Here is an 18654-nt window from a genome sequence, read left to right as displayed (position 1 = left end):
CAGTAGCGGTCGTTACTGCGCGGCCGCCTTGGCCGCTTCCTTGACCTGAAGCTCGGCAAGCATCTGCTCGTCGGTCTTCATGATGCCGAAGTCGAGCAGCATGTCCTCGAGCTCCTCCATGGTGATCGGGGTCGGGATGGTGCCCTGGCCCGAATTGGCATGGATCTTCTCGGCCAGCGCCCGGTATTCCCCGGCCTGCTTGGAGTCCGGCGCATACTGGATCACAGACATCTTCCTGAGCTCGGCGTGCTGGACGATGTTGTCGCGCGGCACGAAGTGGATAAGCTTGGAATTGAGCCTGGAAGCCAGCGCTTCGGCGAGGTCGAGCTCGCGATCGGTTTGGCGCTCGTTGCAGATCAGGCCGCCGAGCCGCACGCCGCCCGAATGGGCGTATTTCAGGATGCCCTTGGCGATGTTGTTGGCGGCATAGAGCGCCATCATCTCGCCGGACATGACGATATAGATTTCCTGGGCCTTGTTCTCGCGGATCGGCATCGCGAAACCGCCGCACACCACATCCCCGAGCACGTCGTAGGAGACATAGTCGACATCGTCGTAGGCACCGTTCTCCTCGAGGAAGTTGATCGAGGTGATCACGCCGCGACCGGCGCAGCCGACACCCGGCTCAGGGCCGCCCGACTCCACGCATTTGATGCCTTTGTAGCCGACCTTGAGCACGTCCGCGAGTTCCAGGTCTTCCACCGAACCTTCCTCTGCCGCGAGGTGCAGGACCGTATCTTGCGCCTTCGCGTTCAGGATCAGGCGGGTAGAGTCGGCTTTGGGGTCGCAGCCGACGATGAGGATTCTCTGCCCGAGGTCGACAAGGGCGGCGAGCGTATTTTGGGAGGTGGTGGACTTGCCGATGCCGCCCTTGCCGTAAAAGGCGATCTGACGCAAACCTGACATGTAGCTTTCCTTCCTTCGTTCCATTCATCGCGGCTGCCGCGACATGAATGCCGGTCGGGCAGCTGTCGCCGCCTCGCACCCAAGGATCTCAAGACTCGTGCCAATTTGGCTGATCGAACCGAAGAATAATTTCATGGTTGCTTTTCAGGGATTTAGCTTGAGGCCAAAGAAAGGATCGTCGGAACAAGCCGTGTAGCGGACCCGACAATGGCGACACAAAGCGTCGGAACGCGATCCTCAGTCACCGCATTCGTTCGAACCGCATCGTTGTGTTGAGGTGGGCGAACAGCATCTTGACCCTCTAGCGTTAATTGCGGGATGTGCGAACTCTTCTGTTTCGGCGAGCTGACGTGCTTGGTCTCGCGTGTCCTCATCGACACTGCGCGGAATCTTGCGCGCCACGCTGGCATACCATCGGATCCACGGCCATCCATCCGGGGCCACGGGCGGATAATTCGGCCATATCACCAACCCAAGCGGACTCGGCTCACTTGTCGGCGCAGGAGTTCAGTATCGGCGTCATCGCCTTCACATGTTCGTCGATCCGCGCGAGCACTTTCGCTGCGACAACGTCGCGCTCAGGCAGATGCCACCAGTGCTCGTTGACGAGTTCGACGGTCTCGACCACTGCCTTCAGGACTGCCGGCTCCGGAAGCCTTGCACGGTTCGCAAATGCTTTCCATCGCGGTGCTGTTAGCGCCTTGAACGAGCGCTCCCCTCCAAGCGAAAGCGCCATGGCGTCGGCGGGAATATATGGCACGGTGGACAGGACGTCGTAGATTGGTGCAAGCGCCGGCTTGTCGCCGTTTCCGGGATAGATCAACGACCAGTTCTTCAGGTGCATGTCGCCATTGCCGGTGATGACGGTCAGTGCCAGGCGGCGGACGAATTCGAGAGCCGCCGTAGGCGAAACGGCCGCGCCGAGGGCCGAGGCTATGTCGTGATAAGCGGCGCCCTCATATTTGCGCGAGGGATAGACGCCGAAGACCTGAGCGAAATCCTCGATGTGAATCCTCTCGCCCTCAGCGCCGCGATCGAAGCGTTTGACGAGAAGGACCTTGCCCTCTGACAGCGTGTTGAATTCTTCGGGAATATCCTCGAAATCGGACTTCTCGACAAGTTCGCGTTCAGGAACCTCCATGCCGATTGCTGCTGCCAGCGCCAGGTTGGCGAATTCGTTCTCGGAAACTCCCCGAAACGCCGTCGAAGGGAACTTGGCGATGTACCGGCCCTGCTCGTCGTCCATCGGCAAGGTAAGGCCGCCGCCTTTTCCAGTGTTCTTCATGACCGACAGCTTCATCTGCACGCCGGCAAGTGAGAACCGTGCCTTGGGGTTATGCTTTGAAGCATCCTGCGAAACTGCTATCGCGCCGTCACTGGGCAACGCCCGCACGGCTCCCGGCAGATCGGCGCCCAGCGCCGCTAAAAGCTCGAAATCATTGCCTGGCCGCACATTGCCTTCGTGGTGCTTTTCCATCGCCTCGCGCAATTTCTCCTCCGGCAGGAGGTTCGCGAAGAAAGCGGGCAAGGCGTCCGCAAGAGGCTTCGGATCTTTCCGCAATCCTCCCGTCGCTGCCCGGAACGATAGGCTGAAAACCGGAAAGCCGCCCGTCGCGCGGTAGGCCTCATCGAAGTTGAATGCATTGAAATCGCCCGGCGTCCTAACGATTGTGCCGATCTTCAGTGCGTTCAAGAGCACGTCCAACGACGGGATCGTCTTAGGTGCGCGAAAGACTGGAGCCATGATCGTCATCGTCAGGTTGAGAAACAAAGGCGGGTCGATCGTCATCATCATGCGGACGCAATAGAGCCTGGACAGCCGGCACCATGACTTGCGGAACCAGCATCATTTCCAGACCGAGCGCGCGAGCGATATTCATGAGCGTCGTCGCACGCGCCGCTGCGGCTCCCTTTTCGATGTCGCGATAGCGGGGACGGGATATACCCGCCAAGTCAGCGACCTGCTCCTGCGTCATGGCAGCGGCCAGCCTCGCCTGCCTGAAAAGCCCACCGATTTCGCGCAGAATTTCCGATTCAGAGTCCATCATGATACCTATACGATCTATTCTAATGCGCGATGATACGCAAAGGTATCTCATCCAGCGAGCAAGTCAAAACTTTTATGATCTGTTCGCGTATCATATATAAAGATAATGATATGCAAAGAGATCAATCCTTCTTCGAGGATCTCTCAGGCTTTAGCGCCGCACAGCGAACGGCGTTCCTCCGAGAACAGCTGCTATGGCCACCGGGCTCCTCTGATGGCGCCGCCGCCGGTTTGCCAGGCTTCTTGCGGCCTGCGGCCTGGCGCTGCTCTTCTTTTTCGGCCTCGGTCCGGCGCTCTTCTTGCGCCGCCAGCTTGGCCTCGGCTTCCAGCGACGCCATCGCCTGCTGGATCTTGGCCAGCCGGTTCTGCTTGTCGCCGGCCCAATCCGGCATCTCGTCGCCGCGCTTGTCCTTGCCGAAAGTCACGTCCTCCTCGGCATCCGCGGCCTCGGCCGCCGTCAGCATGCGAGCGACCTCGGCTTTCAATTCCAGCTCGCGCTTCTTCATGCGCTCATAACTCATCGCCTTGTGTTTCGACGCGCTCGCCTTGATCTTCTTGCCATCCAGCGCGACATGGCCGAGTTTGACCAATCCTGCCGTCTCACACAGCTTCAGAACCTGCACGAACAGCGCCTTGAGCGCCTTCAAATGCCGCTTGGGGAAGTCGCTGATCGTCCGGAAATGCGGCGGATCGAGCGCCACGATCATCACAAAATCATTCCGTTCGCGGCAGGCCCTGGCCGGCTGTTTTCGCCAGCTTTGGGCCATCGACCACCTGTCGCGTTCCTTCGCGCCCCTCTGTCCCTCCAGCATCAAAAGGACCGTCGCGGCGCACCCGCCCTTCCTGCTCAAATCACATTCAATTCCCTGAAAGCCCGTCCTTCGGCGACCCGGTTATACCCGAACGCCGAGCAATCCACCGTGCGGTAGCCGCCATGCACCAGAAGCTCGGCCAGCGCCTTGCCGACCGCCGGCGCCTGCTGCAGGCCGTGGCCGGAAAAACCGTTGGCGAAGAGGAAATTCCCGACCTCGGGATGCGGGCCGATCACCGCGTTCTGGTCGAGCGTCTTGTAGTCGTAATGGCCGACCCAGGCGCGCGTCGGCTTGATCGACTCGAAGGCCGGAATGCGGGTCGCCAGCACCGGCCAGATCACCTCCTCGAACAGCGGCCAGTCGGGCTCGAAATCGCCGGGGTCGGCTGGTCCTTCGCCCTCTTCCGGCTCGGCGCCGCCGGTGATGTAGACCGAGCCTTCCGGCCGGACATAGATGCCGCTCGGGTCGACCAGCAGCGGCATGTCGTCATATTTCTCGCGCGCCTCGAAGACGAAGACGTTGCGCTTGCGCGGTTCCACCGGCAGCACCAGCCCGGCCATATCAGCCACCTTGCCGGCATTCGGCCCGGCGGCGTTGATGACGGTGCCCGCCTCGAGCCGTTCGCCATTGTCGAGGGTCACACCGGTGATGCGCTCGCCTCGCCGCTCGATACCGGTCACCGACGCCGTGATGAAATCAATGTTCTTCGTCCGTAGCGCCTTGCGGAACAGCATCAGCATCGCGTGCGCGTCGAACCAGCCTTCGCCGCTGCGGCCGTAGGCCCCGGCAGTGATGCCCGCGGCCGACAGCCAGGGAAACCGGCGGACGAGCGCCTCCGCATCCTCGAGCACGATGTCGGCGCCCTCGGCCATCTGCGCCCCGTGGTTGGCCCGCAGGATAGGCAGCCCGTTTTCCCCGGCAAGGATCAGATAGCCGCCTTCGCGAAAGCCGATATCGGCGTCCGCCCCGAATTCTTCCTTCAACCGCCGGAACAGTTTCAGCGTGAACTGCGACAGCCGGATGCTTTCAGGGATCGAGAACTGCTGGCGGATGGAGGCGCAGGACAGCGTTGTCGCCGCATGGGAAAATTGCGGGTCGCGCTCGACAACCGCGATCGAGCCCGAAAACCCTTCCTCGCGCAGATAATAGGCGACCGAGGAGCCGACGATGGCTCCGCCGATGATGATGATGTCGTAATGCACCTTTTTCGCTTCTCCAGTTCTAGGCGCCCGCCGCCACGTGCGGGCGACGCCGGCATCAACCGGCGGGCAGATGCGCCGAGGGCAACAAGCGCGCCTGACGCAACGCCGCCACATCAGCCGAGCCGGTGCAGAAGCAGGCCACGGCCAACTGGCGGATGACGATCTCGAAATGCGCGACAACCGCCTCGGTGGATGCCGTAGCCGCTCGCAGCACGCCGGCCGCCTGCCCAGCGATGTCCGCGCCCAGGCGGATGGCCTTGGCCACGTCGACGCCGTCGCGGATCCCGCCCGACGCGATCAGCTTCACCTTTGGCAGCGCCCGACGTACCGCCTGCACGCTGGCCGGGGTCGGAGTCCCCCAATCGGCGAACGCCATCGCCACTGCACGGTCGGCGGCATCGCGGGCGCGCTCGCCCTCCACCGCGGCCCAACTGGTGCCGCCGGCGCCGGCGACATCGATCACCGCCACGCCCGCCTCGACGAGCGCACAGGCCACCGAGGCGGACAGGCCCGACCCCACTTCCTTGGCCACGATCGGCACGCCCACGCTGCGCGCTGCGCGAGCAATCTGCGCCAGGACGCCGCGCCAGTCGCGGTCGCCCTCCGGCTGTACCGCTTCCTGCAGCGGATTGAGATGAACGATGAGTGCATCGGCCTCCAGCGCATCCACCGCCCGGCGCGCCAGGTCCAGGCCGTCGGCCTCGCGCAGTTGCGCGGCGCCGATATTGGCCAGCAAGGGAATGTCTGGGGCCAGGCGGCGCAGCGCGCGCGTCAGCCCCTGGGAGTTGCGGGATTGCAGGCTCACGCGCTGCGAACCGACGCACATGGCTATCCCCAAGGCTTGCGCTGCCTCGCTCAGATGGCGATTGATGGCCTCGGCGCGTGGCATGCCGCCGGTCATGGAGCTGATCAGCAGCGGCGCGCGCATGGTCTTGCCCAGCAGCGAGGCGCGCAGGTCGATCTGCGTCAGGTCCAACTCGGGCAATGCGCAGTGTTCGAAACGGATGTACTCCCAGCCGGCGGCGGCCTTGGCCGGCGCCGTTCGCCGATCCAGCACGATGTCCAGATGGTCGCCCTTGCGCCGGCTCAGGGCGGTGTCGCTCATGCTCGCTCCATCCGTCGCATCGGGCGGCGGCGTTGCGTCGGATCGGACCGACGGCAGCGCGCGCACGCCGCCGCCTCCCGTGCGTTCAGGCCGGCGCACGCTGGCCTCCCCCCGCAGCGTCGCTGCGGTAGCGGCTAGTCGAGGTCTGGTAGTACTGCGCGCGGATGGCCGCCATGGCCTCGATCAATGGTCCCCACGGCGCGGGAAAGCGTTCTTCCGCCATCATCCGGTGCAGCATGCGCGTATGGCCGGCCAGCTCGTCGTTGAGGAACTCCTCCACGGGCATAGCCGGATAGCGCTGCAGCAGCAGGATCGCCGCGTTGTCGGCCTCGCCGACCGACCTGTCCTTGTCGCGTCCATGCAGATCGTTCTGCAGGCGCCCTATCGCGGAGATGAGCCGCAGGACCTGACGAAACGCCGGACGCGCGCGCAAGCTCGCCATGTCCAGCCCCCACAGCAACGACAGGCAACAGAACACGTTCGTGTAGGCGATCGAATCGATGCCGTTGTGCAGGTACTCGGCGAAGGACCAGCGTTCCGCCCCTGCCGCCTGCGCGTGTCCGGCGCGCAGCGCCGCGCAGTAGCACCGGGTATCGTCGAGAAGCCGAGCATAGTCGCGACGATCGTAGGCGAGCGCGGCCAGCGAAGCGCGCAGCACAGCGCAGCCATCGAATCCGGGGAGCGCGCACGGCACGCCCTGCCCCAGCGCCTGCTCCACCGCGGCGAGCTGCTCCGGCGCGATCAGGCCAAGGTCGTTGCAATCGTCGAGCCAGAACAGCAGCGCCAGTTCGCGATAGAACGCCACGATCAGCGTTTCGTCCTGCGGATCGCGGCCGGTGCGGGCGCTGGTGTCGCGCAGGCTCGGGTGAATGCGCTGCAGGATGTGCTGGCCGCCCCTGACCGCTTCCACGGCATGCTCGTCGGCGAACCCGGTCAGGGATCGCCCCCACTCCAGCACCTGCTGCAGCGCGCGTTCGGTCTGGATCATGGAGCCGCTCCTGCTCCCTCGGCCAGGACGCGCCGCCCCCAACGAAGCCCCAGCCACAACCCGGCGAGTTCGGCCACGCGCACCACCCGGGTGGGGCAATACAGTTCCTTGCCGATCCACAGCGGCGTCTGCGGCCATGCATGCGCCGCATGGCGGGCGAGCATCCACTCCAGCGCACGCGCCACCGCCTGCGCGATGCGTCGGCGCCCTGTCGGCTCTTCGCTCCCGTCCATCACGTGCAACGCGAACAGCGCATAGGCGGTTTCCTCGAATGTGGACGCGCGACCGGCGCCCCAGCCGCCGTCGCCGCGCTGCGCCTGCAGCAGCGCCGCCAGCGCGCGCTCGTCGCGCCACTGGGGCTTGCCTTGCGCCAGCGCAGCGACCGCATGCGCGGTGGGATACAGCCACGAAACGTGCCATTTTTCGTTGTCCCATAGACCGTGCGGGTTGCGATTGGCCTCGACGTAGGCGCTGGTGCCGGCCGCGGGCTTTCCCAACATTCGCAACGCATGCAGGGCATGGATGTTGGTCGACACCGAGGCATTGCGCTCGCCGGGGAAGGTGACGAACAGCTCGCCGATTTCGAAATGGCGCAACGCATCGACCGCCGTGGCGCGGCCTGCGAGGCGCAGGACGCACATCGCAACGGCGGTGTCGTCCGCATCGGCGGCGAAGTGCAAGGCCGGGCCCAGACCGCGCACGCCTAGGCGGGCGTCGAGCTGCGCGACGATCACTTGCACCGCCTCGGCGAGCGCGGGATGCGCGAACAGCCCGGCCAGATGCAGGGTGTACAGCGACCAGCACGGCTCGAACACATTGATCGGCCAGACGTTGGGAACGACACCTTCGATGCCGCTGCGCGTCGCCCGCGATGCCGCCTGCAGATACGCGTCGGCGCGCCCGACCTGCGGCGTGCTCCCCTGTGTCACGGCGTGCGCACGCCACGCGGCGGTGGCCGCCGGACTGATGCCGATGCTGCCGTCGTCATCCGGGCATGCGGTGGTCGGCGACGTCCCCCAGGCTTCCCAGGAGTGCAGCAACGGATGGCCGCTCGGCAACGTCGCCACCGCCCCCAGCTTGACCAGGCACGCTTGCCGCAACGGCAACAGCGCCGGGTGGCGCGGAAACGCAACGCCGCCCAGCAAGGATGCGGCCTCGCCGCACAACTGGGGCAGGATCAGTTCCGCGCCGATCGGCGCGTCTTCCGGCACCGCATGCGCGTAGGGATCGGGCTGGCGCTCGAGGAACCGGGTTGCAGCCTGGACTGCGTCGGCAGCGCCGGGAAGTGGATCGGCACGCTGCAATGCCAGCAACGCCGCCCACGTGGGCGCATGGCGGAACAGCGGGAAGTCCGCACTTCCCCATCCGCCATCGGCCTGTTGCTGCGCGATGAGCCACGCGTATGCGTCCTGCCGACCGGTGACGTTGCCGTGGAACTGCAGAGCTCGCGCCGTGTCGTAGACGGACGGACCGACGCTGCCGCCGTCGCTCATCTTGCTCAGCAGGTGGCGCAATTCGGAAAGGATCTGTTCGGACAGCGCGTTCACGCCGGATGTTCCTTCTGCAGAGGGCTAACGAGAACCAGGATCGGCAGACGCCGCGCACATCGCCGCGGACTTGGGCACAGTGCAGCATGCACCGCTGCCGCCGGCCGATCGCACCGGCACAGGGGCGACTCCATGTGGACGGGCGTGCTCATGCGCATGGCGCGTGCTTGAACAGATATCCGTTGGCCCGCTGCAGTATCTGTGCCAACCGTTCCGCACGCGGCCCCAGCGGGGCGATGGCTTCCCCGGCGTCGCGCAACAAATCCAGCGCGAACTGGCGCGCTGCCTGCAGCCCCATGATCGACGCGCAGGTCGGCTTCTGCGCCGCCGCGTCCTTGCCGGGGGTCTTGCCCAGCGTCGCGGTATCCGCTGTCGCGTCGAGAATGTCGTCGATCACCTGCAACGCCAGGCCGAAACAGGCGGTGTACCGATCGAGCGCACAGTACAGCGCAGCGTGCACGGCATCCTCCGCGATGGAGCATAGCGCGCCCATGCGAACGGACGCGCGCACTAGCGCTCCGCTCTTCATCCGGTGCATCGCCACGATCCTGTCCAGCTCGGCGTGCTTTCCGACCAGCGACAGATCCATGGCCTGCCCGCCTGCGGCACCCTCGGCGGACACGGCCTGCGCCAGTTCGCGCACGAGCGCGATACGGTTGTCGCCCGGCGCATCCAGGCTCGCCAGGGTCAGGAAGGCGTGCGCCTGCAGCGCATCGCCGACCAGGATCGCAGTGGCTTCGCCGAACTTGACGTGCACGGTCGGAAGGCCGCGGCGAAGCACGTCGTCGTCCATCGCGGGCAGGTCGTCGTGGACCAGGGTACAGGCGTGCATCATCTCGATGGCGGCGCCGACGTCGTCGAGCATGTGCGCCGGCGTGTCGGCCAGTGCGCCGGCAGCCAGACAGAGCAAGGCGCGGGTGCGCTTCCCGCCATGCAAGGTGGCGTAGCGCATCGCCGCCATCAGCTCGGTCTCACCGTCGTCTTCGGCGCAGAGAAGACGCGCCAGCGCCTGTTCGACCCGCTTTGCGCCGTCCTGCATCCAGATCTCCGGCAGCAGCCTGCCGGATGCGCCGCGCGCCTGCGCGCCCAATCCGCCGAGCGCGGAAACGCCAGTTCGGTCGTCGTGTAGCGTGGAACCGGTCTGCATGTTGTTCATGTCCTTGTACCTGACACGGCCGCGGCGAGCGCCGAGCCGCCGCGGTGTTGCCGGCGTCGCACCGAGCGCGCGCGCCGAGTGCAGCAATGTCGCGCGTCGCCGGCGCCGCTGCCCGCCACACGGGGCATGCGATGCCAGATCATGAGAATCCGATGCGGATTGTCATGGACGGATGTGCGGTCGGGTAATAGCGCCGGCCTTTTTCGACGCCGCTCAGCAACCGCGGCCGCACCCCGGCCTGGTGCATGGTCAGCGCCAAGGCGATGCAGAACTGCACCATTTCCAGCCATACCAGGTGGTAGCCGATGCAGACGTGTGGGCCGGTACCGAACTGCAGCATGTCCACCGGCCGGATCGGCTCCGTGCGTTGCAGCCACCGCGCCAGGCGGAACTGATCAGGCGCCTCGTGCAGCAGCGCCGAGGTCGAGAAATGCAGCAGCGGGATGCACAGATGGGTGCCCGCGGGAATGCGCCGTTGGCCGAGTTGCAATTCCTGCAGCGCGCGACGCGGCAGGAGCGTGGTCGCCGGATGCAGGCGCAGCGTCTCGCGGAACAGTGCCTCGGCGACCGGACACTGCGCCAGGTCCGCGTGCCGGGTCGGCACCGCGCCCACGCGTTGCGCCTCCTCGACCAGGGCGTCCCACAGAACAGGCTGCCGCGCCAGCTCGATCACCATCCAGGCCATCGTCGAGGCAGTGGTGTCGTGACCGGCAAGCAGCAGCAAGCGGATATTGGCGACCAGGACGTCATCGGAAAGCGCATCGTCGCTGCGGTCGAAGGCGCTCACCATGTCGTTGATCAACCCGGTGCGCGCGGCATGCGCGCGCGCGTCGCGGACGAACTGGCGCAACTGCGCGTCGATCCAGTCGCGGGCGGCGCGGCCGCGCCGCAAGGGCAGTCCGGGCACGTCGACCGGGGGCGCGACGATCAACTGCAGCAGTTGCCGGTATTTGCGATGCCATCCCGGCAGGTCCTGCGCGGGGATTCCCATGAGGCTGAAGATGAGCTTGAGCATCAGGTCGCCGGTTTCGCGCAGGATGGTTACCTCGCCGCGGGCGCGCCATGCCTGCACCCGCGCCCGGATGACGGGCGCGAAAAGGTCGCCGATCCCGGCCTGGGTCAGCCCCTTGGGCAAGAACGCTGCCTTGATGGCATCGCGCGCCTGCCGGTGCGCGCCGCCGTCCAGGGCAACCAACGTTCCGCCAAGCAATTCGGGCGCGATCTCTTCGATCAGCGCCGAGGACACGTCCTTGTGCTTGAGCAGTGAGAACGCGTCCGGATCCACACAGGTCATCAGATGTCCGGCAGGGCCGAAATCCAGCCAGAAGTGGCTGCCCAGCGTCCGTTCTGCGCGCTGCAGCAGGCGCGGCAGGTCGCAGACAATGGCGGGAAGATGCCCGACCAGGGGGAAAGCGCCAGGCATGACCGGGATGTCACATCGCAGCCGGTGCCGACGGTTGAGTGGGTTGAGCAGCATGTCCATCAGCAGCGCGCCGCCGCCGCCGATTCGGTGTCGCCGGCAGGGCGCGCGGCGCAGCTGTTGCCACCGTCGGCGTATGTCGGCACATGCGCCAGCATGCCGCCATCGATGCACACGACCTGGCCTGTGATAAACGCAGCATCGTCGGAGAGCAGGAACGCCACGAGCGCGGCCACGTCCTCGGGGCGGCCGACGCGCTGCAGGAGCTGGTGCCGGCGCAGATGCCGTTGCGTGCACTCGTCCAGCTTGGCGAGGAGACGCTCGGTCATGACGAGACCCGGCGCAACGGCGTTGCAGCGGATCTGCGCATGACCGTATTGGGTGGCGAGCGAAGCCGAGAGCATGTTCATCGCCGCCTTCGACGCGGCGTAGGACGTCTGCGCCGTGTCACCGCTGAGCCCCTGGCACGACGACATGTTGACGATCGCGCCACCGCCGCGGGCGATCATCCGTGGGATGGCCTGCCGGCAGCAGAGCAGCGTGCCGCGCAGATTGGTCGCCATGGTCTGGTCCCAGACTGCCAGGTCCAGGTCGAGGATCGCGCGGTCGCGCGGGGTCAGATGCATGGCGCTCGCATTGTTCACCAGCAGGTCGACCCCCCCGAAGTGCCGCTCCGCCGTCTCGAACAGCCCTGCCACCGCCTGCTCATCGGCGATATCCATGGCTATGGGCAGCGCGTGGCCTGCTTCGGCCGCGATCTGCGCGGTGCAGGCGATGGCCGCCGAGCCATCAATGTCGGCCACCACCACTCTTCCGCCCCCGCGCGCGATGGCGAGAGCGCATGCCTTGCCGATGCCGGCGCCGGCGCCGGTCACCACTGCCACCTTGCCTTCAAACCGTCCCATCGTGTCTCCTGAATTGCATTGGTCTTTCGCAGCATGCCGCTCGGCCTCCGCCGAAGAAGGCGCAGGGTCGGCGCTGGCGCGCTCGTCATGGCCAGCGTCGCTTTCGATGACCCGAATGGCGGCGACCGGGCACTGGTTGGCCGCAAGCCGCACGGCGGCGTGCAGCGCCTGCGGGACCGTCGCCACGCACACTTCGGCCACGCCGTCCGGTTCGCGCTGGCGAAAGGTGCCCGGCAGCGTCAGCACGCACTGCCCGGTGGTTCCGCACAGATCCTGATCGACCAGGACGCGCATCTCAGCCCTCCTGCCCATGCAGCCGAACCGGCAGCGCGCGGAACGTCCTAAGGAACGCGGAGGGCTCCCGGGTCGGCTGCTCGGTCAATGCCAGCGTGGGGAAGCGCGCCTGGATCCGCGGCAGGCTCTCGGCCAACTGCACTCGGGCCAGTTGCGCACCCAGGCAGAAGTGGATGCCGTGGCCGAAGGTCAGCATGATCTTCCCGTCGATCGACATGCCAGGACTGGTGCCGTAGAACCGCACGGGATCGAAGCGGTCGGGATCGGCGAAGGCGTCCGGGTCGCGATTGCCGGCCGCGATCAGCACGCGCACGTCCGCGTTCTTCGGGATCACCACGCCGCCCAGTTCGATGTCGCGCTGGGCGATACGCGGAATGGAGCTGAACATGGCGGGCGCGTCGTAGCGCAGGGCTTCTTCGACGAATGCCTTCACCCCCACGGCATCTCCCTTCAGCCAGTGCCGCTGTTCGGGATACGCCAGCATCGCCAGGACCGCATGGCCGATGGCCGCGGCAGTGGTGGCGAAGCCGCCCAGCAGCATGCCCCAGAGCATGCTGATCAATTCCGCATCCGACAGCATCTCGGCATCGTCGTCGTGTGCGCCGACCAGCATTGACACGATGTCGTGGCGGGAATCGGTGCGCTTGCGCTGTATGAGGTCGCCGAAGTAGGCCTGCACTCTGGCGCTGGCCGCGTCCCCCGCAGCGAGTTGGGGATCGCTGGCGTGCGGGCTCAGGCCTTCCAGAATGGCGCTGATGCCGGTGACGAGCCCGAGAATGTCGTCCGGGGGCATGCCGAACAGTTCGCCGAAAACCAGCATGGGCAAGGCCAGCGCGAATTCCTGATGCAGGTCCACTGCTTCCCCGCGCTCCAGTGCGGGCGCCATGCCGTCCAGGCGCGCTGCGACAATGCGAGCGATGGTCGGCCTCAGGTTGTCGATCTGGCCGATCGTGAAATCGCGCGAGATCAGCCGGCGCAGACGCGTATGCGTCGGTGGTTCCTTCATCGCTAGCGTGGACGCCAGCAGATTGAGTGACAGGCTGGTCGCCGCACGCGGGAAATAGCGCGCCAGTTCGCCCGGCGCCGGTCCCCGAAAAGCATCGCCCGTGGCCTTGAGCGCCCAGTAGATGTCGGCGTGGCGGCTCAACAGAAAGAGGCCCGACGCCGCGCGATGCACCGGATCGTGCTCGCGCAACCACCGCATGAATGGATACGGGTCCTGAATGCACGCTGGCGACGCCAGTTCGGCGAAGGCGTCCCGGCATGCTGCCGTGGTTTCTTGCACGTCCATCTTGGTCACCTGTTGGCTGGCTGATCTGATCGGCGCGGCAGGCGCGCCGGCAATTTGGAGAACATCGCGATTCCTGGTGGCGTCCGCGCATCACCAGAGCACCGGGAACTCCTCGAACCCGCCAGTGATGATCTCCTTGCGCAACTTCAGTTCTTCGGGCGCCACGGCCAGGCGCAGCGCGGGAAAGCGCTGGAAGATCGAACCGAACACCGCCTTGAGTTCCAGCCTGGCCAGCGCCAAGCCGATGCAGTTGTGCGGCCCGTAGGAGAACGCCAGGTGCGGGTTTTCGTCACGTCCGATGTCGAAGATTTCCGGGTCGTCGAAATGGCGCGGATCGAACGACGTCGCCGGCAGGCCGACAAGCACCTTGCTCTCCGCAGGAATATCCACGCCCGCGATGGTCACGTCGGTCCTCGGATAGCGCATGATGCCGTCCCAGCCCGCGCCCGGCGGGTACATGCGCAGGATTTCCTCCACCGCCTTGTCCACCAGGTATGGATCGCCGACCAGGCGTTCGCGCTGTTGCGGATGGCGGAACATGGCCAGCAGGCCGAATTCGATCTGCGCGACGGTGCTCTCGTGCCCCGCCACCAGCATGCCCGTCGCCAGGCCGATCGCCTCTTCCTCGGTCGCCTTGCCCTGGTCGACCGCCGCGAGCAGATCCGTCAGCAGGTTGTCGCCAGGATCCTGGCGCTTGTCCCGCATCTTGCCGCGAATGTAGGCGCGCAGTTCTTCCCAGGCCAAGCGCGACGCGCTGCGCGGGCCGCTTTCATGCTGGTGCGTCATCACCTCGTCGGACAGCCCGGCGAAAAAGGCGTGATCCTCGTAGAGCACGCCCATCAGCGCGCTGATGACCATGGCCGGAAGTGGAAAGGAGAGGTGGCGCCGCAGGTCGGCGGGCTGGGGCTGGGCCGCCAGTGTCTCGAACAACTGCGCGGCGATCACCTCGACCTGCTGCGCGAGCAGCTTCACCCTGCGGTTGCTGAAGGCCGGCGCCACGATCGTGCGTAACCGGGCATGCTCGCCCCCCTCGTGCGAGACCAACCACCCCGGCGATCCGAGAATCACCGAATCCGGGGTGAATGTCGCGGGCGGCATTCCCGAGGGCCGGAACGCCGCGTCGGACAGCACCGCCTTGGCTTCATCGTAGCCTGTCACCCACCAGCCTTCGTGCCCGGACGGGAAGCGCACGCGGTGGATCGGACCGTTGGCGCGTTGCGCCAACATCTCGGGCGAGGGCTCGATGTGATCGACGCGCCACATCGGCAGCGTCGGCAGGGGTTGTTCGGACATGGTGGCACTTGATCTCTAAGCGATGGAAGGGCGGAAGGTGACCGGCAGGCGCTGCGGGCAGCCAATGACGTAAGACGGCATGTAGACGAAGTCCTCCGCGGCGTAGCCCGCGTGTAACTGTCTAGGCATACCGCGCGGCGAGATGCAGAACTTTATCCTGCGCCTTCGAGTTCAGGATCAGGCGAGTGTGGAGGGCCTTTGAGTCGCAGCCGGCCATCAGGATTTCCCGCGCAAGGGTCGACAAAGGCGGCGAGCCTGTTTCGTAGGGGGCGGTTTCGCCGAGGCCCCCTTCCTATAGAATGCTATCTGACGCGAATTTGACATTTTGCTTTTCTTTCTTCGTCCCATCGATCGTCCACGAGATGGGGTCGGTCGGCGGCTCCCGGCTCGCAACGAAGGAGCTTCAAAACTCGTGCCAATTTGGCCGACCGAAGAAAAAAATTTGTGATGCTTTTAGCGGCTTAGCCTGAGGCCGGACAAGAGCTCGGCGAAATAGGCCGGCGTCGCGGACCAACAAAGGCGACAGAACAGTGTCGGATAGTACGCGCTGGGCGACCTTTCGGTCGGGCTTGCGACATTCTGGTCCAGTTTCGAACATAAGGGGCGGCAAACAGACACGATTGGGGAATTCGATCCTCACGGAGTCAGGGCGCTTGCTCGAGAGCGCGCGTTCATGGTTGCTGCGACAGGCGCATGTTCGCGAAAGCCGAGCCTGCGCACGCAAGAACACGTTTGCGGCAAACGCTACGAAATCGCTGCAGTGCCCGCCGGTGTGAGGTAGGGCATCGGCTCGGCTTTCGGTTCGTCTTTGTCCAGCCGGTGCGGAAGCAGCCGCATATCCGCACCATACAGCACCCTTGTCGAGCGTGCTGACGAGGCGGTTATCGGGCGCGCCCGGTCTTGAAGACACGGTCCTTCCAAGAAAAAGGATCGCTCCAAAAGCATCTCTATTTGAAATGGCACGCCGCTTGCTGCTCCTGGTCAGAGCCCATCAAAACACGATGAAAGCGACTTGCGCCATGCCCGACACGCGAAGCTCTAGACCGTGGCCTGAGGAGACGGTGCCTGTTCCCGCTGAACATCGGTACATCATCTCCTCCGGAGGTCCCTCCTCGGCAGCCGCTTTGCGCACGGCTGGTCCGATGCCGGCACGCCAACACATGGCGCTCGCGCAATTGCCGTTTACCGGTTCTGATCAGCATGTGAGTGCCCAAGAGCCCCATCAAAGAGCCACCGAAGCCAAGGTCGGCGGGTCACTGGCAAACTTCGACAATACGCCGAACCAGCTCAGTGACGCGGGTCTCTTGCGTGAAGTCCCATTTGAGGCCTCCACACGCGTTCGATATTGGCTACTTCGGGCCCGCTATCACTTTGTCCCGGGCACGAGCGCAAGCGATGGATGCCGCTTCCGGCGCCATAGCCGTGGAAAGATTGCCCCAGCGGCTCGACAGCCTCCACTTGCTCAGATCGATGGCGTTCGAGTGACGAAGACCAGCAGCCAAGACGTTCCCCTACATCGGGATGGAAAAAGGAGGGTGCGAGCCGCGAGGGCCTCATTTCATGCCCGGCATACGAGCCTTTGCTCGGTATTGCGCCAGCCTCTGCCAGAATCCGGCGCGCCAGTTTTTTCCTGAGGAGCAAGTTGATGACCGTTCAAAAGAAGGTTCCCTTCGTCACCTTTCTCACGCGTGTTCGCGATGAGTCAGTCCAGGGCCCAAATCCATATCGCTGGGAAGAAAAGACATCTGACGACTACTTTGCCGGCAAGCGCGTCATCCTGTTCTCGCTGCCTGGCGCCTTCACTCCGACCTGCTCGACCTACCAACTGCCCAATTTCGAAGAGCTCTATGATGAGTTTGAGAAGGAGGGAATTGACGCGATTTATTGCGTCTCCGTCAACGATGCCTTCGTCATGAATGCGTGGGGGAAGTCCTTGGGCCTGCAGAAGGTCGAGCTCATCCCCGACGGCTCAGGCGAGTTCACACGCAAGATGGGCATGCTGGTCGCCAAGGACAATCTCGGCTTCGGGATGCGCTCCTGGCGCTACGCCGCCCTGATCAACAAGGGCGTGGTGGAGCACTGGTTCGAGGAGGAAGGTTTCTCCGACAACTGCGAGGCCGACCCGTATGGCGTCTCATCCCCGCAAAACGTTCTCGAAACGCTGAAAGCCTCCGCATGACCTAGAAAACGTCTCACTGGTGCCATTGCCGGCCCCAAGAGGCTCCTCGACAGGATTATCGCGCTCACCATGCAATCCTCAGCAAGCCTGCTTCAGCGCCAGAAGCAATCCATGGTCGCATCGCCTCAACTCATTGAGTCGATTCGCTTGCTGCAACTGGCGCATACTGAACTGCATCAGTTCGTGGAGCGGGAAATCGAGAAGAACCCGCTCTTGGAATCTGCATCAAACGATGGCGGGCCTTTTGACGATGTTTCGATTTCGGGAGCGGATCAACCTATCGGCCCTGGCGCAAACGCCGTTGAAGGACCGACCGGGGCAGGGTCGCCTGAACGGCTCGGGCAATGGAAATCACTTGGCAACACGACCAACAACCCGCCGGGCAATGGCCCTTCGCTCGACGAGTTTGCCACCCTCGCCGAAACATTGCACGACCATGTCGCTCGTCAGATCGCCCTCACTGCGTTCACACCACAGGAGCGGCTGATCGCTGGCCAGCTTGCCGCCGATCTGGAAGACACTGGCTATGTTCGGGCAAACCTTTTGGAGCTGGCCGAGAGCCTGAGTGTCCGTGAGGCTGTTGTGGAACGGGTTCTCGGAACCTTGCAGCAATTTGATCCACCGGGAGTTTTTGCGCGAAGTCTCAGAGAATGCCTCGAGATCCAGTTGCGCCAGCGAAACCGGCTCGACCCGGCAATGGCAGCTTTGGTTGCCCATCTTGAATTGCTTGCGCGACGCGATTTTGAGGCACTGAAGCAGCACTGCGGCGTCGATGAAGAAGACCTTCTCGACATGATGCATGAGATTCGGGCGCTCGATCCCAAGCCTGGGAACCGATTCCAATCCGGTGCGTCTGAATCAATCATACCCGACGTCTGGGTCACGCCCTCACCGCAAGGCGGGTGGCAGATCGAACTTGATCCCGCCACGCTACCAAAGCTGCTGATCAACCAAAGCTACTATGCCGAAGTCTCGCGTCAAACTGCCCAAAATTCGAAAGATCAAGCATTTCTCGACGAATGCTTGCAAAACGCGAACTGGCTAATCCGCAGCCTCGATCAGCGCGCCAAGACGATTGTTAAGGTTGCGGCTGAAATCGTGCGTCAGCAGGATGCCTTTTTGGAACATGGCGTCGCCCACCTGCGGCCTCTCAATCTTAGAACCGTCGCTGACGCGATCGGCGTGCACGAGTCGACGGTAAGCCGGGTGACCTCGAACAAGTACATGCTTACCCCGCGCGGAGTCTTTGAACTGAAGTATTTTTTCACCGTCGCGATCGCGTCCTGCCAAGGCGGCGATGCGCACTCCGCCGAAGCTGTCCGGCATCGAATCAAAGCGATGATTGCCGCAGAATCTCCCGGCGACGTGCTTTCCGATGAGGACATCGCTGCCCGGCTGAAGGAAACCGGCATCGATGTTGCACGCCGCACCGTCACAAAATATCGCGAAGCAATGAACATCCCCTCCTCCGTGCAACGCCGCCGGGAAATGCGCTTGTGTTTATAAATT

General features: G+C 64.5%; 15 protein-coding genes and 2 pseudogenes. 2 read left to right on the top strand and 15 right to left on the bottom strand.

The genetic code is table 11. The features are described 5' to 3' along the window. Positions 1 to 12 precede the first annotated feature (12 nt). The 15 genes and pseudogenes from nifH to NKH23_RS08240 form a co-directional block, all read right to left on the bottom strand. Positions 13 to 906, bottom strand: coding sequence for a nitrogenase iron protein (gene nifH / locus NKH23_RS08310; protein ID WP_023801970.1), 894 nt, complete (start codon positions 904 to 906; stop codon positions 13 to 15). Between the two features lie 487 nt (positions 907 to 1393). Next, the gene (locus tag NKH23_RS08305) at positions 1394 to 2650 is read right to left on the bottom strand and encodes a type II toxin-antitoxin system HipA family toxin (RefSeq protein ID WP_353017310.1); all 1257 of its coding nucleotides are present in this window, start codon (positions 2648 to 2650) and stop codon (positions 1394 to 1396) included. Beyond that, the gene (locus NKH23_RS08300; protein WP_352825324.1) at positions 2625 to 2951 is read right to left on the bottom strand and encodes a helix-turn-helix domain-containing protein; all 327 of its coding nucleotides are present in this window, start codon (positions 2949 to 2951) and stop codon (positions 2625 to 2627) included. Before NKH23_RS08300 ends, NKH23_RS08305 begins: the two co-directional genes overlap by 26 nt. Positions 2952 to 3075: 124 nt before the next feature. After that, complete coding sequence (locus NKH23_RS08295) at positions 3076 to 3663, bottom strand: transposase (protein WP_502912330.1); 588 nt, start codon at positions 3661 to 3663, stop codon at positions 3076 to 3078. 137 nt (positions 3664 to 3800) lie between these two features. Beyond that, positions 3801 to 4967, bottom strand: a complete 1167-nt coding sequence (locus tag NKH23_RS08290; RefSeq protein WP_353034503.1) for an NAD(P)/FAD-dependent oxidoreductase — start codon at positions 4965 to 4967, stop codon at positions 3801 to 3803. 55 nt (positions 4968 to 5022) lie between these two features. Then, positions 5023 to 6072 (bottom strand): type 2 isopentenyl-diphosphate Delta-isomerase, encoded by a 1050-nt coding sequence (gene fni, locus NKH23_RS08285; protein ID WP_353034501.1) that lies wholly within the window; start codon positions 6070 to 6072, stop codon positions 5023 to 5025. 85 nt (positions 6073 to 6157) lie between these two features. Beyond that, positions 6158 to 7060, bottom strand: coding sequence for a terpene synthase family protein (locus NKH23_RS08280; protein WP_353034499.1), 903 nt, complete (start codon positions 7058 to 7060; stop codon positions 6158 to 6160). After that, positions 7057 to 8607: a hypothetical protein gene (locus NKH23_RS08275; protein ID WP_353034497.1), complete on the bottom strand. Its 1551-nt coding sequence runs from the start codon at positions 8605 to 8607 to the stop codon at positions 7057 to 7059. The genes NKH23_RS08280 and NKH23_RS08275 overlap by 4 nt, the downstream gene beginning before the upstream one ends. Positions 8608 to 8755: 148 nt before the next feature. After that, a complete protein-coding gene (locus tag NKH23_RS08270) occupies positions 8756 to 9754 on the bottom strand; it encodes a polyprenyl synthetase family protein (protein ID WP_353034552.1) in 999 nt (332 codons plus the stop codon). Positions 9755 to 9902: 148 nt separating this feature from the next. Continuing rightward, entirely contained in the window at positions 9903 to 11246 is a 1344-nt protein-coding gene (locus NKH23_RS08265; RefSeq protein ID WP_353034495.1) for a cytochrome P450, read from the bottom strand. Continuing rightward, positions 11246 to 12088 (bottom strand): SDR family oxidoreductase, encoded by an 843-nt coding sequence (locus NKH23_RS08260; RefSeq protein WP_353034550.1) that lies wholly within the window; start codon positions 12086 to 12088, stop codon positions 11246 to 11248. Before NKH23_RS08260 ends, NKH23_RS08265 begins: the two co-directional genes overlap by 1 nt. A gap of 168 nt (positions 12089 to 12256) precedes the next feature. After that, positions 12257 to 12382 (bottom strand): annotated as a pseudogene (locus tag NKH23_RS08255) (ferredoxin); the annotation flags it as partial. A gap of 1 nt (position 12383) precedes the next feature. After that, positions 12384 to 13673: a cytochrome P450 gene (locus tag NKH23_RS08250; RefSeq protein WP_353034493.1), complete on the bottom strand. Its 1290-nt coding sequence runs from the start codon at positions 13671 to 13673 to the stop codon at positions 12384 to 12386. Between the two features lie 90 nt (positions 13674 to 13763). Then, positions 13764 to 14966 carry a cytochrome P450 gene (locus NKH23_RS08245; RefSeq protein ID WP_353034491.1) on the bottom strand — a complete coding sequence of 401 codons (1203 nt, stop codon included), beginning with the start codon at positions 14964 to 14966 and terminating at the stop codon, positions 13764 to 13766. A gap of 121 nt (positions 14967 to 15087) precedes the next feature. Further along, positions 15088 to 15243 (bottom strand): annotated as a pseudogene (locus NKH23_RS08240) (hypothetical protein); the annotation flags it as partial. 1368 nt (positions 15244 to 16611) lie between these two features. Here NKH23_RS08240 and NKH23_RS08235 point away from each other — a divergent pair. Then, positions 16612 to 17145 carry a peroxiredoxin gene (locus tag NKH23_RS08235; RefSeq protein WP_353034489.1) on the top strand — a complete coding sequence of 178 codons (534 nt, stop codon included), beginning with the start codon at positions 16612 to 16614 and terminating at the stop codon, positions 17143 to 17145. 69 nt (positions 17146 to 17214) lie between these two features. Next, positions 17215 to 18651, top strand: a complete 1437-nt coding sequence (gene rpoN / locus NKH23_RS08230; RefSeq protein ID WP_353034487.1) for an RNA polymerase factor sigma-54 — start codon at positions 17215 to 17217, stop codon at positions 18649 to 18651. Positions 18652 to 18654 lie beyond the last annotated feature (3 nt).

Source organism: Mesorhizobium sp. M1328 (genome assembly GCF_040318075.1).
Taxonomy (GTDB): domain Bacteria; phylum Pseudomonadota; class Alphaproteobacteria; order Rhizobiales; family Rhizobiaceae; genus Mesorhizobium.
Note: the sequence above shows the minus strand (reverse complement) of the source record. Positions and strands in the feature narration are given on the sequence as shown.